The 16835-nt window shown below is 62.6% G+C and carries 11 protein-coding genes and 1 pseudogene; 8 read left to right on the top strand and 4 right to left on the bottom strand.

Annotated features, from left to right (window positions below; genetic code table 11):
• Positions 1–27: 27 nt before the first annotated feature.
• The 8 genes and pseudogenes from RM530_RS17925 (at position 28) to RM530_RS17890 (ending at position 10508) form a co-directional block, all read left to right on the top strand.
• Positions 28–2877 (top strand): class I SAM-dependent DNA methyltransferase, encoded by a 2850-nt coding sequence (locus tag RM530_RS17925; protein WP_311366636.1) that lies wholly within the window; start codon positions 28–30, stop codon positions 2875–2877.
• Positions 2874–3503, top strand: a complete 630-nt coding sequence (locus RM530_RS17920) for a Fic/DOC family protein (RefSeq protein WP_311366635.1) — start codon at positions 2874–2876, stop codon at positions 3501–3503. Before RM530_RS17925 ends, RM530_RS17920 begins: the two co-directional genes overlap by 4 nt.
• Before the next feature lie 13 nt (positions 3504–3516).
• Complete coding sequence (locus RM530_RS19115) at positions 3517–3882, top strand: hypothetical protein (protein WP_311366634.1); 366 nt, start codon at positions 3517–3519, stop codon at positions 3880–3882.
• Positions 3879–4946, top strand: a complete 1068-nt coding sequence (locus RM530_RS17910) for a PDDEXK nuclease domain-containing protein (protein WP_311366633.1) — start codon at positions 3879–3881, stop codon at positions 4944–4946. Before RM530_RS19115 ends, RM530_RS17910 begins: the two co-directional genes overlap by 4 nt.
• Before the next feature lie 272 nt (positions 4947–5218).
• Positions 5219–5635: pseudogene (locus tag RM530_RS18855) on the top strand (type IIL restriction-modification enzyme MmeI); the annotation flags it as partial.
• Positions 5632–7089 carry an ATP-binding protein gene (locus RM530_RS17900; protein ID WP_311366631.1) on the top strand — a complete coding sequence of 486 codons (1458 nt, stop codon included), beginning with the start codon at positions 5632–5634 and terminating at the stop codon, positions 7087–7089. The pseudogene RM530_RS18855 and the gene RM530_RS17900, both read left to right, overlap by 4 nt.
• A gap of 172 nt (positions 7090–7261) precedes the next feature.
• Positions 7262–9337 (top strand): DEAD/DEAH box helicase, encoded by a 2076-nt coding sequence (locus tag RM530_RS17895; protein WP_311366630.1) that lies wholly within the window; start codon positions 7262–7264, stop codon positions 9335–9337.
• Positions 9330–10508 carry a GIY-YIG nuclease family protein gene (locus tag RM530_RS17890; RefSeq protein WP_349256280.1) on the top strand — a complete coding sequence of 393 codons (1179 nt, stop codon included), beginning with the start codon at positions 9330–9332 and terminating at the stop codon, positions 10506–10508. Before RM530_RS17895 ends, RM530_RS17890 begins: the two co-directional genes overlap by 8 nt.
• A 149-nt stretch (positions 10509–10657) precedes the next feature.
• Here the strand turns inward: RM530_RS17890 and RM530_RS17885 are convergent, their stop codons facing one another.
• The 4 genes from RM530_RS17885 to RM530_RS17870 all read right to left on the bottom strand — a co-directional run.
• Positions 10658–13825: an efflux RND transporter permease subunit gene (locus tag RM530_RS17885; protein WP_311366628.1), complete on the bottom strand. Its 3168-nt coding sequence runs from the start codon at positions 13823–13825 to the stop codon at positions 10658–10660.
• Positions 13826–13835: 10 nt separating this feature from the next.
• Positions 13836–15089 carry an efflux RND transporter periplasmic adaptor subunit gene (locus tag RM530_RS17880; RefSeq protein ID WP_311366627.1) on the bottom strand — a complete coding sequence of 418 codons (1254 nt, stop codon included), beginning with the start codon at positions 15087–15089 and terminating at the stop codon, positions 13836–13838.
• Complete coding sequence (locus RM530_RS17875; protein ID WP_311366626.1) at positions 15086–16351, bottom strand: TolC family protein; 1266 nt, start codon at positions 16349–16351, stop codon at positions 15086–15088. Before RM530_RS17875 ends, RM530_RS17880 begins: the two co-directional genes overlap by 4 nt.
• A 263-nt stretch (positions 16352–16614) precedes the next feature.
• A partial coding sequence (locus tag RM530_RS17870; protein WP_311366625.1) for a hypothetical protein occupies positions 16615–16835 on the bottom strand: 221 nt, incomplete at its 5' end.

The following is a 16835-nucleotide window of genomic DNA, read 5'->3' as shown; positions in this document are numbered from 1 at the left end:
AAAAAAGGCCGCATTGGAAGGAAAGCCATGAACGCCGTAGAAATCGAACAAGCCATCACCGACCTCGCGGAGCAGCCGTTCGACCCCGCACAGTTCCCCTACGCTTTCCTCGAAGCCTTCGGCAACAAGGCGACGACCATCAAACGCCTGCGCGCCGGGGCGTCGAACAAGTCCGACCTCGGCGGCGTGCTCCAGACCAGCAACATCCACATCCTGACCTGCGACGCAGGGCAGGTGACGCAGACGCTGGCCGCGCTCAAGGCCAGCCCGGCCACAGTCAAGGCCAAGGCGAAATTCATCCTCGCCACCGACGGCGCGGACTTCGAGGCCGAAGAACTGAGCAGCGGCGAGACCGTCGCCTGCGCCTTCAAGGACTTCCCCGACCACTTCGGCTTCTTCCTGCCGCTGGCGGGCATCAGCACCGTCCGCCAGATCAGCGAAAACGCCTTCGACATCCGCGCCACCAGCCGGCTCAATCGCCTCTACGTCGAGCTGCTGAAGGACAACCCCGAATGGGGCACGGCGCAGCGTCGCCACGACATGAATCACTTCATGGCGCGGTTGATCTTCTGCTTCTTCGCCGAGGACACCGACATCTTCATCGGCAAGGGCCGCTTTACCGAGACGGTTGCGCAGATGAGCGCGAAAGATTCGTCGAACACCCATGATGTGATCGGCACGCTATTCCTGGCGATGAACACGCAGAAGGAGGATCGGCCCACTGCCGGGGTTCCCCGCTGGGCCGAAGACTTCCCCTACGTCAACGGCCAGTTGTTCTCCGGCAGCATCGAGGCGCCGCGCTTCAGCAGGATCGCCCGCTCCTACCTGCTGCACGTCGGCGGGCTGGACTGGACCCGCATCAACCCGGACATCTTCGGCTCGATGATCCAGGCCGTCGCCGAGGATGAGGAGCGCGGCGAGCTGGGCATGCACTACACCAGCGTCCCCAACATCCTGAAGGTGCTGAACCCGCTGTTCCTCGACGACCTGCGGGCGAAGCTGGCGGAAGCGGGCGACAACGCCCGCATGTTGCTCAACCTGCGCAAGCGCATGGCGAAGATCAGGGTGTTCGACCCGGCCTGCGGCTCGGGCAATTTCCTGGTCATCGCCTACAAGGAGATGCGCGCCATCGAGGCCGAGCTCAACCGGCGGCGCGGCGAGCCGGATCGCGCGTCCGACATTCCGCTCACCAACTTTCGCGGCATCGAGCTGCGCGATTTCCCGGCGGAGATCGCCCGCCTCGCGCTGGTCATTGCCGAGTATCAGTGCGACGTGCTGTACCGGGGCCAGAAGCTGGCGCTGGCCGAGTTCCTGCCCTTGCGCAATGAAAACTGGATCACCTGCGGCAACGCGCTGCGGCTGGACTGGTTGAGCATTTGCCCGCCGACTGGCGTCGGCGTGAAGGTGCAGGCTGATGATTTGTTCGGTTCTCCGCTCGATCAGGCAGAGATCGACTTCGAGAACGAGGGAGGCGAGACATACATCTGTGGGAACCCGCCGTATCTTGGCTCCCGAGATCAGAAAGACGAGCAAAAAGCTGATCTACGCCTTCTTTTCGACAAGCGAGTCGGAAACTGGAAGTCTCTTGACTATGTCGCCGGATGGTTGATGAAGGCGACCGACTACTGCACGAACACAAGATCCATTGCCGCTTTCGTTACCACTAACTCCATCTGCCAAGGATTGCAGGTTCCAGTCTTGTGGCCAGCAATCTTTACCAGTGGTTGTCAAATCGAATTTGCCCATACGTCCTTCCGCTGGGCTAATCTTGCCAGCCACAACGCTGGCGTGACCGTGGCAATTGTTGGCATCACGACACAACCCCGTAGTCCGAGGCGTCTGTTCTCTTTGGATCGCTCGGGAAACACCATCGAGCGTCAAGGCTCACACATCAATGCGTATCTGGCATTAGGCGAAAGCGTCATCGTGGAAAAGGCCGGTCAGCCTTTATCCGAGATTAGCGAAATGACTTTCGGAAACACGCCGATAGACGGTGGTCTCTTGCTGCTCTCACGGGACGAGCGCGACGCGCTACAACTTACGCCTGCACAACAACGCCGGTTTGTCCGCAGGATTGTCGGTTCGGCTGAGTTTATTCGCGGCTTGGAGCGCTACTGCCTGTGGATCGAAGATCAGCACTTGACCGAAGCACATACAATCGCCCCTCTTGCTCAACGCATTTGTGGTGTACGAGATCTGCGGCTCAATGGCGGTAAGACCGCGAGGGACATCGCTGGAAGGGCACATCAGTTCCAAAGAATGTTCATTGGAAAGAACGCAACTCTTGTTGTCCCTAGCGTATCGTCCGAATCCCGCGAGTACCTGCCTTGTGGTTATGAACCTGCCGGAACGGTAGTCAGCAACCTCGCCTTCGCTCTCTACGATGCCCCCCTCTGGAACATGGCCCTCATCGCCAGCCGCCTGCACCTGGTCTGGATCGCCACCGTCTGCGGCAAGCTGGAGACACGCTATCGCTATTCCAACACCCTCGGTTGGAACACGTTCCCCGTTCCGATACTGACCGAGAAAAACAAGGCCGACCTCACGCGCTGCGCCGAGGACATCCTGCTGGCGCGGGAGCATCACTTCCCGGCCACCATCGCGGACCTGTACGACCCCGACAACATGCCCGCCGACCTGCGGGCGGCGCATGATCGCAACGACGAAGTGCTGGAGCGCATCTACATCGGCCGCCGCTTCAGGAACGACACCGAGCGGCTGGAGAAGCTGTTCGAGCTTTATACGAGGATGACGGCGGAGGCGGCAAAACGCCCCTCACTCCAAGCCTCTCCCCGCAAACGGGGTGAAGGGGCGGGTTCGCGCTCGCGCAAGAATGCGGCGGACAATACCGGGCAGCGGGAGCTGACCGCCAAATGAGCAGCAACCACTATCGTGCCAGGAGTTCGCAGGCCGAGATGCAACCGGGCTCGAACGCTCAGGTGTTGCGCAATACACCGGGCATCACCGACCCGACGCAGATGGATGAAGCCGAGCTTTCGCTGCTGCTGCAATTGTATGAATGGCTGATGGGCGATCAGTTCCCCGAGCGTCGCCTGGACGTGGCCGACCTGATGGAATGGCATCGGCTGTGGTTGGGCAACCTGTACGACTGGGCAGGGCAGGTGCGCAGCGTCAATCTGGCCAAAGGCGATTTTCACTTCGCGGTGGCGGCTCAGATTCCGCGTTTACTGGCGGAATTCGAGCGCGATTGTCTGCATTGCTACACGCCTTGCGAAAACATGGACGATGACGCGCTTGCCGAGGCCATTGCCATCTGTCATGTGGAATTGGTCCTGATTCACCCGGTTCGTGAGGGCAACGGCAGGCTGTCGCGCCTGCTGGCGGATGTCATGGCCGTGCAGGCCGGGCGCGGACCCTTGGACTACAGCCGTTGGGATGCTGACAAGACCGCCTATTTTTCGGCCATCCAGTGCGGCATGGGCCGGGATTACGCACCGATGCGCGGGCTGGTCAGCGTTGCGCTGGCCGCGCAGGATGCGTGAGGGCAAGGGATAGATGAGCGGCGTTCGTTTGGCGATTGCGCAACCTGGCTTCGATGTCGGCGATGCGTTCGCCGGTTTCGATGGCGGTGGAACTGGCCACGGCGCGGACAATGGCCTCGCGGCTGGGCCGTTTGCGCGGGGTCGGCTGGGCGGGCATGGGCAAGACTCCGGTCTGTTCGTGGTCATTCTAGTTCAGACAGGTGTTGATCGGGTCGTGATTCCAGGTGGGAAACAGGGGGGACTTGGGTATGGCGACATCGGCCGCCGCTTCAAAAACGACACCGAGCGGCTGGAGAAGCTGTTCGAGCTTTATACGAAGATGACCGCTTCGACTGCACTGACCAAGGGCAAGAAGCGCAGGGCGGGAGTCAAGGCATGAGCGACAAACCCGTCAAGCTGACACCAGCGCCCGAAGGCTACGCCGACTGGCTGGCTGACCTGAAAACCCGCATCCACACCGCCCAGCAACGCGCCGCGCTGGCGGTCAACCGCGAGTTGGTGCTGCTTTATTGGCAGATCGGGCGCGACATCCTGGCGCGGCAGGCCGAACAGGGCTGGGGGGCAAAGGTCATCGAGCGGCTGTCGCAGGACTTGCGCTCGGCTTACCCGGAGATGAAGGGCTTTTCCCGCGCCAACCTGATGTACATGCGGGCGTTCGCGGCGGCCTGGCCCGACGAGCAAATTGTCCAACAGGCTGTTGGACAATTGCCCTGGGGCCACAACCTCGTGCTGCTGTCGCAGTTGAAAGACCCGGCACAGCGGCTGGCCTACGCCGAAAGCGCCATTGCGCACGGCTGGTCGCGCAATGTGCTGAACATCCATATTGAAACCCGTTCGCTGGAGCGTAGCGGCAAAGCGGCAACCAATTTTTCAACCACCTTGCCTGCGCCGCAGTCGGACCTGGCGCGCGAATCCCTGAAAGACCCGTATCGCTTCGACTTTCTTAGCTTGAGCCGCGAAGCGGGTGAGCGTGCCATCGAGAATGCGCTGGTCAAGCACGTCACTGAATTTCTGCTGGAACTGGGTGCTGGCTTCGCCTTCGTCGGCCGGCAGGTGCTGCTGGACGTGGGCGGCGACGAGTTTTTCATCGATTTGCTGTTCTACCACCTCAAGCTGCGCTGCTATGTGGTCATCGAACTGAAGGGCGGCAAGTTCAAGCCCGAGCATCTGGGGCAATTGAGCTTCTACCTGACGGCCGTGGATGAGCAGGTCAAACACCCGCAGGACAACCCGACCATCGGCCTGCTGCTGTGCAAGAGCAAGAACAAGGTCGTGGCCGAATACGCGCTGCGCCAGAATAATCAACCACTGGGCGTGGCGGAATACAAGCTGATTGAATCCCTGCCGCCGGAACTGGCGACCGATTTGCCAAGCATCGAACAGATCGAACAGGAATTGATGGGAAATGCTGCAGGTACAGCCAAAGCGGACGATGAATCATGATCGATAACGACACCTGGCAGCGCGCCGTTCCCTCCGTTTCCGTCACTTATGCCCGCAATGGAGTATCGACCAGGGCTAATGCGCTCGGCATGCGGCCCATGCAGGAGCGGGCCTACAACAAGCGCGGCGAGCAATACCTGCTCATCAAGTCGCCGCCCGCCTCGGGCAAGAGCCGTGCGCTGATGTTCGTGGCACTCGACAAGCTCAAGAACCAGGGCTTGAAGCAGGCCACCATCGTCGTGCCCGAGAAGTCCATCGGGGCCAGCTTCAACGACGAGCCGCTATGGCACCTTGCCGTGATCGCCTCAAGAACGCACCTCGTTTGGATCGCCACCGTCTGCGGCAAGCTGAAAACGGATTTCCGCTATTCCAATACCCTCGGCTGGAACACCTTCCCGGTGCCCACGCTGACCGAGAAAAACAAGGCCGACCTCACGCGCTGCGCCGAGGGCATCCTGCTGGCGCGGGAGCGGCACTTCCCTGACACCATCGCGGACCTGTACGACCCCGAGAACATGGCCGCCGACCTGCGCGCCGCCCATGATCGCAACGACGAAGCGCTGGAGTGCATCGACATCGGTCGGCGCTTCAGGAACGACACCGAGCGGCTGGAGAAGCTGTTCGATCTGTACATCAAAATGACCGCTGCGGCTGTACCTCGGGTCAAAAGCGGAGGTCGCAAACGGTGACAATCCATGCACGCACCCTTGCCCTTGTTGACGACTTGCGCAAGTTGCCCGCCGAGACGCCCTGGGTCGAGTTCAAGAAGGACAACGACGACGCACCGATGATTGGCAAGCTGATCTCGGCCCTGTCCAATTCCGCCCGCATGGCCGATGAGCATTTTGCGTATGTGGTTTGGGGCGTGCGCGATGGCGATCATGCCGCAATCGGTACGACATTTGAGCCCAGCACCCGCAAGGAGAACGGCCAGCCACTGGAACTTTGGCTGGCGCAACGGCTACAACCAGCCATTGCGTTCCAGTTCGATGTCATCGATTACCACGGCACCCGTTTGGTTTTGCTGCGCATTCCGGCGGCAACCAATGCGCCGGTGGAGTTTGAGAGAACGGCCTACATACGTATCGGTAGCGCAACACCGCGCTTGTCGGATCATTCGGAGCGACTGCGTGCGCTTTGGACAAAACTGCAGCCGCATGTCTGGGAAACAGGAGTTGCTGAGCAGTTCCTCACCGGTGACGAGGTATTGGCGCGACTCGACTATGCCTGTTATTTCGATCTGACCGCACAACCCTTGCCGGACAACCGGGCGGGCATCTTCGAGAGACTGGCCGCCGATAGGTTGGTTCTGCCCGATGCGGGCGGTCACTGGATTATCACCAATCTGGGCGCTGTGCTGTTGGCCAAGCGCCTGAGCGATTTTTCGCCCGCGATGGCGCGCAAGGCGGTTCGCTTCGTTGCCTATGGCGGCACGAACCGGGCCGACACCGTTACGCACCGGCAGGACGGGCAACGTGGTTATGCGTCGGGCTTCAAGGGACTGGTTGACTACATCGACGGCCTTTTGCCGAGGAACGAGCACATCGGCAAGGCGTTCCGTGAAGATCAGCCGCTTTACCCCTCCATCGCGATTCGTGAACTGGTGGCCAATGCGCTGATTCATCAGGACATGACGGTCGGCGGGGCGGGTCCACTGATCGAGCTTTTCGCCGACCGGATGGAAATCACCAACCCAGGTAAGCCTCTGGTGAGTCCGGATCGTTTTCTGGATCTACCGCCAAGGTCTCGCAACGAGGCGCTGGCATCGATGATGCGGCGCATGCGCTTGTGCGAAGAGCAGGGAACGGGCATTGACAAGGTGATCCGTGCCGTCGAGCTGCATCAGATGCCACCGCCGGATTTCCGGACCGAAGGCGATTCGGTGCGTGCGGAGCTGTTCGCGCCACGCCGGTTCGCCGAAATGACCCGGGATGAGCGAATCAGGGCCTGCTATCAACACGCAGCCCTGAAGTTCGTGAGCGGCGAGCGCATGAAAAACGCCACCTTGTGCGAGCGTTTCGGTATCGATCCGAAAAACGCCGCCCAAGCCTCGGTGATCATCAGGGAATGCCAAAAAGCGGGACTGATACGCCCTGCCGACCCCGCTCATCCCAGGGCGGGCTATGTTCCGTTCTGGGCATGATGTTCGTGGAAAGTTTTGATCGGGTTTTGATTGGTGAGGAGGAGAGTGATGGGTGCACTACTTGAATATTCTGCAATAGCAATGAATTGCGCTCTGAGCGCATCCGCTAGCCCACTTGATCGCGTTTTGATCGGTGCCGTCTATTTTGACTTTGATCTTGGCAGAGGTGGAGATGTCTGACCGCCATCATGCTCCCTCCGTTTCCGTCACCTACGCCCGCAACGGCGCATCGACCAGGGCCAATGCGCTGGGGATGCGGCCGATGCAGGAGCGGGCCTACGAGAAGCGCGGCGAGCAGTACCTGCTCATCAAATCGCCGCCCGCGTCGGGCAAGAGCCGTGCGCTGATGTTCGTGGCGCTCGACAAGCTCAAGAACCAGGGCATCAAGCAGGCCATCATCGTCGTGCCCGAGAGGTCCATCGGGGCCAGCTTCAATGACGAGCCGCTGTCGAAGTACGGCTTCTGGGCCGACTGGCACGTCGAACCCAAGTGGAACCTGTGCAACGCGCCGGGCAACGACAACGGCGGCAAGGTCAAGGCGCTCGGCGCGTTCCTCGAAGGCGACGACAAGGTGCTGGTCTGCACCCACGCGACCTTCCGCTTTGCGGTCGATGCCTACGGCGTGGCGGCGTTCGACGACCGCCTGCTCGCGGTCGATGAGTTTCACCACGTCTCAAGCAACCCGGACAACAGGCTCGGCCTGCACCTGGGGCAGTTCTTCGCGCGCGGCAAGACGCACATCGTCGCCATGACCGGCTCCTACTTCCGGGGCGACGCCGAAGCCGTGCTTGCGCCGTCGGACGAATCGAAGTTCGATACCGTCACCTACACCTATTACGAACAGCTCAACGGCTACGAGTACCTCAAGCAGCTCGACATCGGCTACTTCTTCTACAGCGACTCCTACGTGGACGACATCCTCAATGTCCTCAATCCCGCCGAGAAGACCATCATCCACATCCCCAACGTCAATTCGCGCGAGAGCACGAAGGACAAGATCAAGGAGGTGGAACACATTCTCGGCGAGCTTGGCGATTGGCAAGGATCAGACCCCGCGACTGGTTTCCAGCTAGTCAAACGCCCCGATGGCCGGGTGCTGCGCATCGCCGATCTGGTCGATGACGATGCCGCCAGGCGCGACCGCGTGTCCGCCGCGCTCAAGGACCCGGCGCAGAAGAACAACCGGGACCACGTGGACATCATCATCGCGCTGGGCATGGCGAAGGAAGGCTTCGACTGGATCTGGTGCGAACATGCGCTGACCGTGGGCTACCGCGCCAGCCTGACCGAGATCGTGCAGATCATCGGCCGTGCCACCCGCGACGCGTCCGGCAAGACCCGCGCGCGGTTCACCAACCTGATCGCTGCGGTAGATGCGACCGAGGAGGCTGTCACCGAGGCCGTCAACGACACCTTGAAGGCCATCGCGGCCAGCCTGCTGATGGAGCAGGTTCTTGCCCCGCGCTTCGAGTTCAAGCCCAAGAACCCCGACAGCGGCCCGGCGCCGGGTTTTGACTACGGCGAGGGCGGCTACGACCCGGATCGCTGCAATGTCGGCATCAATGAGCAGACAGGGGCGTTCCAGATCGAGATCAAGGGCCTCGCCGAGCCCAAAAGCAAGGAAGCGGCGCGCATCTGTCAGGAAGACCTGAACGAAGTCATCGCGGCCTTCGTGCAGGACAAGCCCACCATCGAGCGCGGCCTGTTCGATGAGGAGCTGGTGCCCGAGGAGCTGACGCAGGTGCGCATGGGCAAGATCATCAAGGACAGGTATCCCGAGCTTGACGCCGAAGATCAGGAGGCCGTGCGCGAGCATGCCGTCGCCGCCCTCAACCTCACGCAACAGGCCAAGCGGCTGGTCACCGAAGGTGCGGGCGAAGGCCAGGGTGAAGGCGAGGCCGACGGGTCGCCCAACACCGCCCTGATCGAGGGCGTGCGCCGCTTCGCGATGGACGTGCGCGAGCTGGACATCGACCTGATCGACCGCATCAACCCCTTCGGCGAGGCTTACGCCATCCTCGCCAAGACCATGAGCGAGGACAGCTTGAAGCAGGTCGCGGCGGCCATTGCGGCCAAGCGCACGAGCCTGACGCCGGACGAGGCGAAGCAGATGGCCGTTCGCGCCGTCCAGTTCAAGAAGGAGCGCGGACGCATTCCCGCGCTCGATTCCCAGGATGCCTGGGAGCGACGCATGGCCGAAGGCGCGGCCGCCTTCATGCGCTACAGGGCGGAGGGACGCTATGAGTGACGCCGATCTCGACGCACTCGCCGCGGAGCTTGCCGAGTTCGCGCCGCCCGAGAAGAAGGGCGGACGCCCGGCCAGCGAGGAGCGCGTCATCGCGGGCTTCGAGGAAATCCAGCGCTTTGTCGAGAAACACGGCCGCGCGCCGCAGCACGGTGAAGACCGCGACATCTTCGAGCGGCTTTACGCGGTACGTCTGGACCGTTTGCGCGCACTCTCCGATTGCCGCGCCTTGCTGGAGCCGCTGGATCATCAGGGCTTGCTTGCCGGGGCGCCTGCCCCTGCGGCGGAGGCAACCATCGACATCGACGACCTCGCCGCCGAGCTGGCGGGCGTCGCCAGCGCGGACGACATCAGGGTGCTGCGCCATGTCCGCACCAGCGCCGACAAGCGCGCCGCCGAGGAGATCGCCGATCGCAAGCCGTGCGAGGACTTCGAGGCGTTCAAGCCACTGTTCGAGCGCGTCGCGACGGAAGTCAAGACCGGCTTGCGCCAGTCCCAGCCCATAGCGGCGGGCCGCCGTGCGATTGAGGCCGGGGACTTTTTCGTCCTCGATGGCATCACGCTCTACGTCGCCGAGGTGGGCGAGCCACTGAAAACCACCGCCGGCGAAGTGGATCGCCGCCTGCGCCTCGTCTTCGCCAACGGCACCGAGAGCAATCTGCTGCTGCGCTCGCTGCAGCGCGCGTTCTACGACGACCCCGCCGCGCGGCGGCTGGCCTCGCCCGAGAGCGGACAACTCTCCTTCGGCGGCGAGCTTGAGGCCGACGATGTCGAAAGCGGCACGATCTACGTGCTGCGTTCGCTGTCCGATCATCCCTATGTTGCGCAGCACCGCGACATCATCCACAAGCTGGGCGTGACCGGCGGCCGGGTGGAGACGCGCATCGCCAACGCCGAACACGATGCCACCTACCTGCTGGCGAAGGTCGAAGTGGTGGCGACCTACAAACTCGCGGGCATCAACCGCTGCCGGATGGAGAACCTGTTCCACAGGCTGTTCGCGCCCGCGCGGTTGCACATCACCATCAACGACCGCTTCGGCCATCCCGTGCAGCCCGAGGAATGGTTTCTGGTTCCGATGTTCGTCATCGACGAGGCCGTCGCGCGCATCAAGGATGGCAGCATCACCGGCTACATCTATGATCCCAGGGCTGCGAAGCTGGTGAAGGCATAGATGTATGACTACGGAAGCCGAACCTTCGGCTCGAAGGCGTGATCGTGTTCGGGAGGCGCCAGTGCAGGCAGGGCGGTAGCGCTCAACAGTACGGCGGTAAAGGCAATGGACATCACAACTTCATCTCGATTACTCCTGTGATGAGCCGATCAACGGGCAATGGGATCGGGGACGTGCCGCTCGGTCGGCTGGCGGAATGAAGCGCGTGCAAACATCCGGTACAGCGCAGGCAGTACCAACAGGGTCAGCAGTGTGGACGACAGAATGCCTCCGATGACGACCGTGGCCAGCGGGCGCTGCACCTCTGAACCGATGCCGGTGTTGAAGGCCATCGGCACAAAGCCGAGTGCCGCCACCAGCGCGGTCATGAGCACGGGGCGCAGGCGCGTCAGCGCGCCTTCGTGGATCGCTTCGTCGATGGTCTTGCCCTCCACAAGCAGGCTGCGGATAAAACTGATCATGACCAGTCCGTTCAACACCGCCACGCCGGACAGCGCAATGAAGCCGACGCCGGCTGATATGGACAGCGGAATGTCGCGCAGCCAGAGGGCCAGCACGCCGCCGGTCAGTGCCAAGGGCACCCCCGTGAAGATCAGCAGCGCGTCGCGCATCGAACCGAAGGCGAGCCATAGCAAGCCAACGATCAGTGCCAGCGTGACGGGTACGACAATCGCCAGCCGCCGGCTGGCGGACTGCAACTGCTCGAAGGTGCCGCCGAAATCGACCCAGTAGCCTGCGGGCAGTTCGGCGTCTCGGGCAACGCGGCTACGCAGTTCGTCGATGAACCCGCCGAGGTCGCGCCCACGCACATTGGCGGTGACGACTACGCGCCGCTTGCCGCTTTCGCGGTTGATCTGGTTCGGCCCCGGCGCCAGCTCGAACGTCGCCACTTCACCGAGAGGCACATAGCCGCCGGCTGGCAATGGCACCGGCAGGCGTTCGAGCGCATCGACATTCTGGCGCAGCGCCTCGGGCAAACGCAGCACGACGGGATACTGTCGGTCACCGTCGAAAATCCGGCCTGCGGCCTGGCCGCCATAGGCGGCCGACACGATCTCCTGCAGGTCCGCCACATCGAGCCCATAGCGGGCCAGCGCGTCGCGTTGCGGGTGCACGCTGAACACGGGCAGGCCGGTGACCTGTTCTAAGGCGACGTCCTGTGCGCCAGGCACCGCGCCAACAATGCCTTCGAGTTGCTGACCGATCGCGGCGAGTTGTTCGAGATCGTCGCCATACACCTTGATGGCGACATCCGCGCGCACGCCCGACAACAATTCGTTGAAACGCATCTGGATCGGCTGGGTGAACTCGTAGTTGTTGCCAGGAATTTTCCTGACCACGGCTTCCAGTTCGGCCACGACCTGCGCCTTGGGTTTGCGCGGGTCTGGCCACTCGGAGCGATCCTTCAGAAAGATGAAGTTGTCGGCTACGGACGGCGGCATCGGGTCGGTCGCGATATCGCCGGTACCGATCTTGGCGACGATATGATCGACCTCCGGCAGTGTCTTTACCGCCGCTTCCAGCTGCGCCTGCATGCCCACGGCCTGCGTCAGGCTGGTACCGGGAATGCGCAGCGCGTGCATGGCGATGTCGCCCTCATCCAGGCTGGGCAGGAATTCGGACCCCATACGCGAGGCGAGCAATCCGGTGGCGAGAACCAGCAAGGCGGCCAGGCACGCCACGACAGTGCGCGCTCGCAGGCTGGCGTCCAGCAGCGGCGCATAAGCCTGCTGCGCCCAACGCATGATCCGGGGCTGCTGATGTTCCTCTGCATGTTGTGCCGGCTCGCGCACGAACAACGCTACGGCCGCCGGCACGGCCGTAATCGACAGCAGCATCGCTGCCGCCAGTGCCATCACGACGGTCTGCGCCATCGGATGGAACATCTTTCCTTCGACCCCGCTCAGGCTGAAGATTGGCAGATAGACCACGGTGATGATGAACACGCCGAACAGCGCGGGTCGGATCACGTCATGTGTCGCCTCGTAGACAACGCGCAGTCGTTCGGTCAGCGACAGTCGCTGACCCGGTTTTGCGGCCAGCGCCAGCCGCCGCAGGCAGTTCTCGACGATGATCACCGCCCCATCGACGATCAGGCCGAAGTCCAGTGCACCCAGGCTCATCAGGTTGGCGGAAATGCCGCTTTGCACCATGCCACTGATCGTCAGCAGCATCGTCAGCGGGATCACCATCGCGGTGAGCACGGCGGCGCGCAGGTTGCCGAGCAGCAGGAACAGCACCACGATTACCAGCAACGCGCCCTCGACCAGATTCTTTGCGACCGTGCGCAGAGTCTTGTCCACGAGCGTAGTGCGATCGTAGGCGGTGACCAGCTTGATCCCGGGCGGCAGCGAAGGCGCGATGGCGTCGATCTTCTGCGCCACGGCTTGTGCCACCTCGCGGCTGTTCTGGCCGATGCGCATGAACACCGTGCCGAGCACCACTTCGTGGCCGTCCTGCGTGGCGGCACCGTCGCGCAATTCCGAACCGATCACGACCTCGGCCACATCGGCGACGCGCAGCGGCGCACCGGAGATCGTTTTGATGACGACGTTGCCGAGCGCTTCAATGGCTGCATCGGCCTCGATCTGCCCCGGCACTCGCAGCAACATCTGCTGCCCGTGACGTTCCACATACCCGGCGCCGACATTGCCATTGTTGCGCTGTATCGCTGCTTCCAGCTCCGCGAGACCGACGCCGTATGCCAGCAGCCGTGAAGGGTCGATCTGCACGATGTACTGTTGGACGTAGCCGCCGATGGCGTTGACTTCGGCCACGCCCGCAACGCGCAGTAGCTGCGGACGCACGATCCAGTCGTGTGCCTGGCGAAGGTCCATTGCACTGATCGGATCGCCGTCGGTGTTGACCGCGCCCGGTTCGGCATCGACCGTGTACATGTAGATTTCGCCCAGGCCGGTTGCCGCCGGCCCCATCTGTGGCTCCAGACCCGCCGGCAGCAAGGCCGCAACGGATTGCAGGCGCTCCGCAACCTGCTGGCGCGCGAAATAGAGATCGGTTCCATCCTCAAAGACGACGGTGATCTGCGACAGGCCATAGCGCGACAGCGAGCGCGTGTACTCCAGCCTTGCCAGACCGGCCATCGCGTTTTCCAACGGCAGGGTAATGCGTTGTTCGGCTTCCAGCGGTGTGTAGCCGTCGGCCTCGGTGTTGATCTGGACCTGGACATTGGTGATGTCCGGCACCGCATCAATCTTCAGATGCTGAAAACTCCACAGGCCGATCAGTGACAATGCCAGTGCCGCCAGCAACACAGGGACGCGCCGGCGGATCGAAAGTTCAAGAATGCGCTGAAGCATGTTCGTTGCCTCAGTGGTCGTGGGAAGCGCCGGACTTTTCGATGTCGGCCTTGATCAGGTAGCTGTTGTCCGTGACATAACGGGCGCCGGCCTGCAATCCCCCGAGCACTTCCACCCAGGTCTCATCCTGGCGCCCGAGTTCGAGCATGCGCACCTCGTAGGTCTCGCCGATCTGCTCGAACACCACCGTGAAATCACGAAAGCCCTGCAGGCCGCTACGCTTGACCGCCAGCGGCACGGGGGTTTCGCCGATCTGCACTGCACCCTGTACGAACATGCCGGGCATCCAACGGCCCTCGGCGTTGTCGAGTACGACACGCGCGTTGTAGATGCCACTCGGCATTCCGTGCGCTTCGCCTTCAGCCGGTGCAACGCGGCTGATCGTGCCCTGGGTTTCCAGTTCACCGTCCACGCTGCGCAAGCGCACCGGCAACCCGGCCTGCACGCGCGCCAGGTCGCGCGGGAACAGCGACAGCTCGACCCACAGCGAGCGATAGTCGGCAACGACGAACAGAGGTTCCTCGCCAGCGACTTCTCCCGCGTTGGCGTGGCGCTCGATGACGATGCCCGCCACCGGGGCAGTCACCGCATAGCGTTGCAGGCTGTCGTTGCTCTCCACGGATGCGAGCGTGTCGCCGGGCGAAACGCTATCGCCCACGGTTTTTGCGACCGACCGGATCAGGCCAGGATAGCGAGCGCCCACGCGGGCTACCCGTTCTTCGTTCGGCACGACCCGGCCATTGAGCAGCAACGTATCGGCAATCGTTGCCGGCCCGGCGATTTCGGTTCCGATGCCGGCATCGCGCGCAATCGGCTCAAGAATGGTGACGCGGCCCTCGAAGCTGTCGAAAGCCCAGCGATGCGTCTTGCCGTTCTCGATGGCCGAAACCGCGACACTGAAGGAATGTGGTTCCACCACCGTGCCATCGCCCAGCAGATAGTCGCCGCGCGGCTCGAACTCGAAACGGTCGATCCTGTCGCCGAGCCGCGTCAGCTCCACTGTCACTTTTGCGGCATCCGGCGGCAGTGCTTGATCGTCACGGTACAGATAGGCGTGATACTCAGGCGGTACACCGTCCTCGAAGATTTGCAGCTCCAGCGCAAAGTCGCCGTCCCGCAGCATGCGGCCACGATGGGGACCGCGCTCGTAGTCGGCGGTGGCCTGCTCGCCATGCGCCGGCATCGCTGCGGTTTGCGGGTCGGAACAGGCGGACAGCAATAGGGCCGTTGCAAGGATGGGGGCGAGAATGCGGCGGGCGATCATGGGGCTTCTCCGGCTTCTACCGGGCTTTGTCCGGTCAGACGCTCGATTTCAATGCGATTGAGGTGATATTCGGCTGCGGCGTCGATCCGTCTCAGCCGGGCGTCCAGTAGACGCTTTTGCACTTCGCTCCACTCCAGAAACGAGTAGCGTCCCCGACGCCAGGCGTCCTCGGTCTGCGCCAGTGCCCGCTCCAGCTCGGGAATGAGTTGGCGATCCAGCGTGGCGACGACATGGCGCGCATGCTCCATTTCCTGGTAGTACGCGAACAGTTGCGCGCGCGCCTTGAGCAGCGCGGCGCGCCGCTGCTGATCGACCTGCGCAAGTTCGGCACTGGCGGATGCGATCGCCGGTTCCGCACGGGAGTTCGAGAACAGCGGCAGGCTGATGCCCGCGACCAGTGCGGCATCATCACCCTGCTGGAAGTGACGCATCCCGACGCTGGCCCGCAGGTCGCCACGCCGGCGACTCTGTGCCAGATTCAGTTGCGCCTGCTTCAGCCGGGCCTCATTGGTGAATCGCAGGAAATCCGGTGATGCCTCCAGGCGCGCGATCAGGACTCCGAAGTCGGGAAGTTCTTCCAGCGTAAAGAGTTCTCCGGAAACGTGGGTGAAGTCCGGACGGTCCAGCCCGATTGTCGATGCCAGAAAGAACCGACTTGTGGCTGCGACATGCCGTGCATCTTCGAGTGTCAGCTCCGCCTCGGTAACAGCGACCGCTGCGCGACTACGTTCGGCAGGCGGCGCAACGGCCGCCTGCACGCGTTCGGCCACGGCGGCGCTCACGCGCTGTGCGAGCTGCGCAGCGTCCTGAGCCGATATTTCACGTGCCTGTTGCGTCAGCGCTTCGACGAAAGCGCGCCCGATTTCGGCCACCACGTCGAGTTGCCGCGCTGCCTGCTTGCTGCGCAGGCGTTGCGACTGCGCATTCGCGACCTCTATCCGGCTATCACGCTTGCCGCCGAGTTCGATCAGTTGACTCAGGCTCAACGTGGTCTGTGCCGACTCGAAGCCGCTGCGACTTCCGCTGCCCAGCGCATCGTCGATCCGCAATTCCACCGTTGGGGAAGGCCGCAGCGCGGCTTCAACTTCCGTGGCGTCCTGCACGCGCAGTTCGAATACAAAGCCGTTCAACTCAGGGCGCAGATCGCGGGCTCGCCCGATGGCTTCGCGCAAGGAAATACTGGATTCATCAGCGCCGAAAATCGGCGCCGACACGCTCAACAGACATGCCGCCAGGGCGGCATGTGCCGGTTTGAACCACATGGAAGTCTCCCGCTGGAGAGCCTCTCGTTTACTGGATGAGAGAAGCGCTTCAGCCGATAGTCGGAAGGCCAACAACCCTGACACAAGGCAGGGCATTCATTAACGCCGTAGCAATCAGGCGGCGAGCGGAGGGGCCTGTGAAAGCGGGAGAACGTACAAGCGTCGCCGTGGCGGCGACAGATTGCCCAGGAAAGGCCTGACAAGACTTCCTCGGGCGGGGGGCAGCAGAACAAAGGCGCAGACAATGAAAAGCGCGAGGGCGTTCAGCGACGGCAACCTGCCAGTCGTTTCGTCCGGTGAATCCGCATCGATCTCGGCGCCATCCAGATGCGCACCGGCATGATCATCAAATTTGCTGACGATCCGGGAGTGAGCAAGGTCATGATGATCGCTCTGCGCGTCATGCACGGACGCGACATATTCATCAGGGCTGTTAAGTTCTCAAAGCCCCTTGAGTGAAATGAGGTGATCGAAGCTGATGGCG

Source organism: Banduia mediterranea (assembly GCF_031846245.1).
Taxonomy (GTDB): Bacteria; Pseudomonadota; Gammaproteobacteria; order Nevskiales; family Nevskiaceae; genus Banduia; species Banduia mediterranea.
Note: the sequence above shows the minus strand (reverse complement) of the source record. Positions and strands in the feature narration are given on the sequence as shown.

Coding starts and splice junctions, on each gene's coding strand:
- RM530_RS17875 (WP_311366626.1), bottom strand. CDS start 16,351: ATGTGGTTCAAACCGGCACATGCCGCCCTGGCGGCATGTCTGTTGAGC.
- RM530_RS17890 (WP_349256280.1), top strand. CDS start 9,330: ATGAGTGACGCCGATCTCGACGCACTCGCCGCGGAGCTTGCCGAGTTC.
- RM530_RS17895 (WP_311366630.1), top strand. CDS start 7,262: ATGTCTGACCGCCATCATGCTCCCTCCGTTTCCGTCACCTACGCCCGC.
- RM530_RS17880 (WP_311366627.1), bottom strand. CDS start 15,089: ATGATCGCCCGCCGCATTCTCGCCCCCATCCTTGCAACGGCCCTATTG.
- RM530_RS17910 (WP_311366633.1), top strand. CDS start 3,879: ATGAGCGACAAACCCGTCAAGCTGACACCAGCGCCCGAAGGCTACGCC.
- RM530_RS17885 (WP_311366628.1), bottom strand. CDS start 13,825: ATGCTTCAGCGCATTCTTGAACTTTCGATCCGCCGGCGCGTCCCTGTG.
- RM530_RS19115 (WP_311366634.1), top strand. CDS start 3,517: ATGAGCGGCGTTCGTTTGGCGATTGCGCAACCTGGCTTCGATGTCGGC.
- RM530_RS17920 (WP_311366635.1), top strand. CDS start 2,874: ATGAGCAGCAACCACTATCGTGCCAGGAGTTCGCAGGCCGAGATGCAA.
- RM530_RS17925 (WP_311366636.1), top strand. CDS start 28: ATGAACGCCGTAGAAATCGAACAAGCCATCACCGACCTCGCGGAGCAG.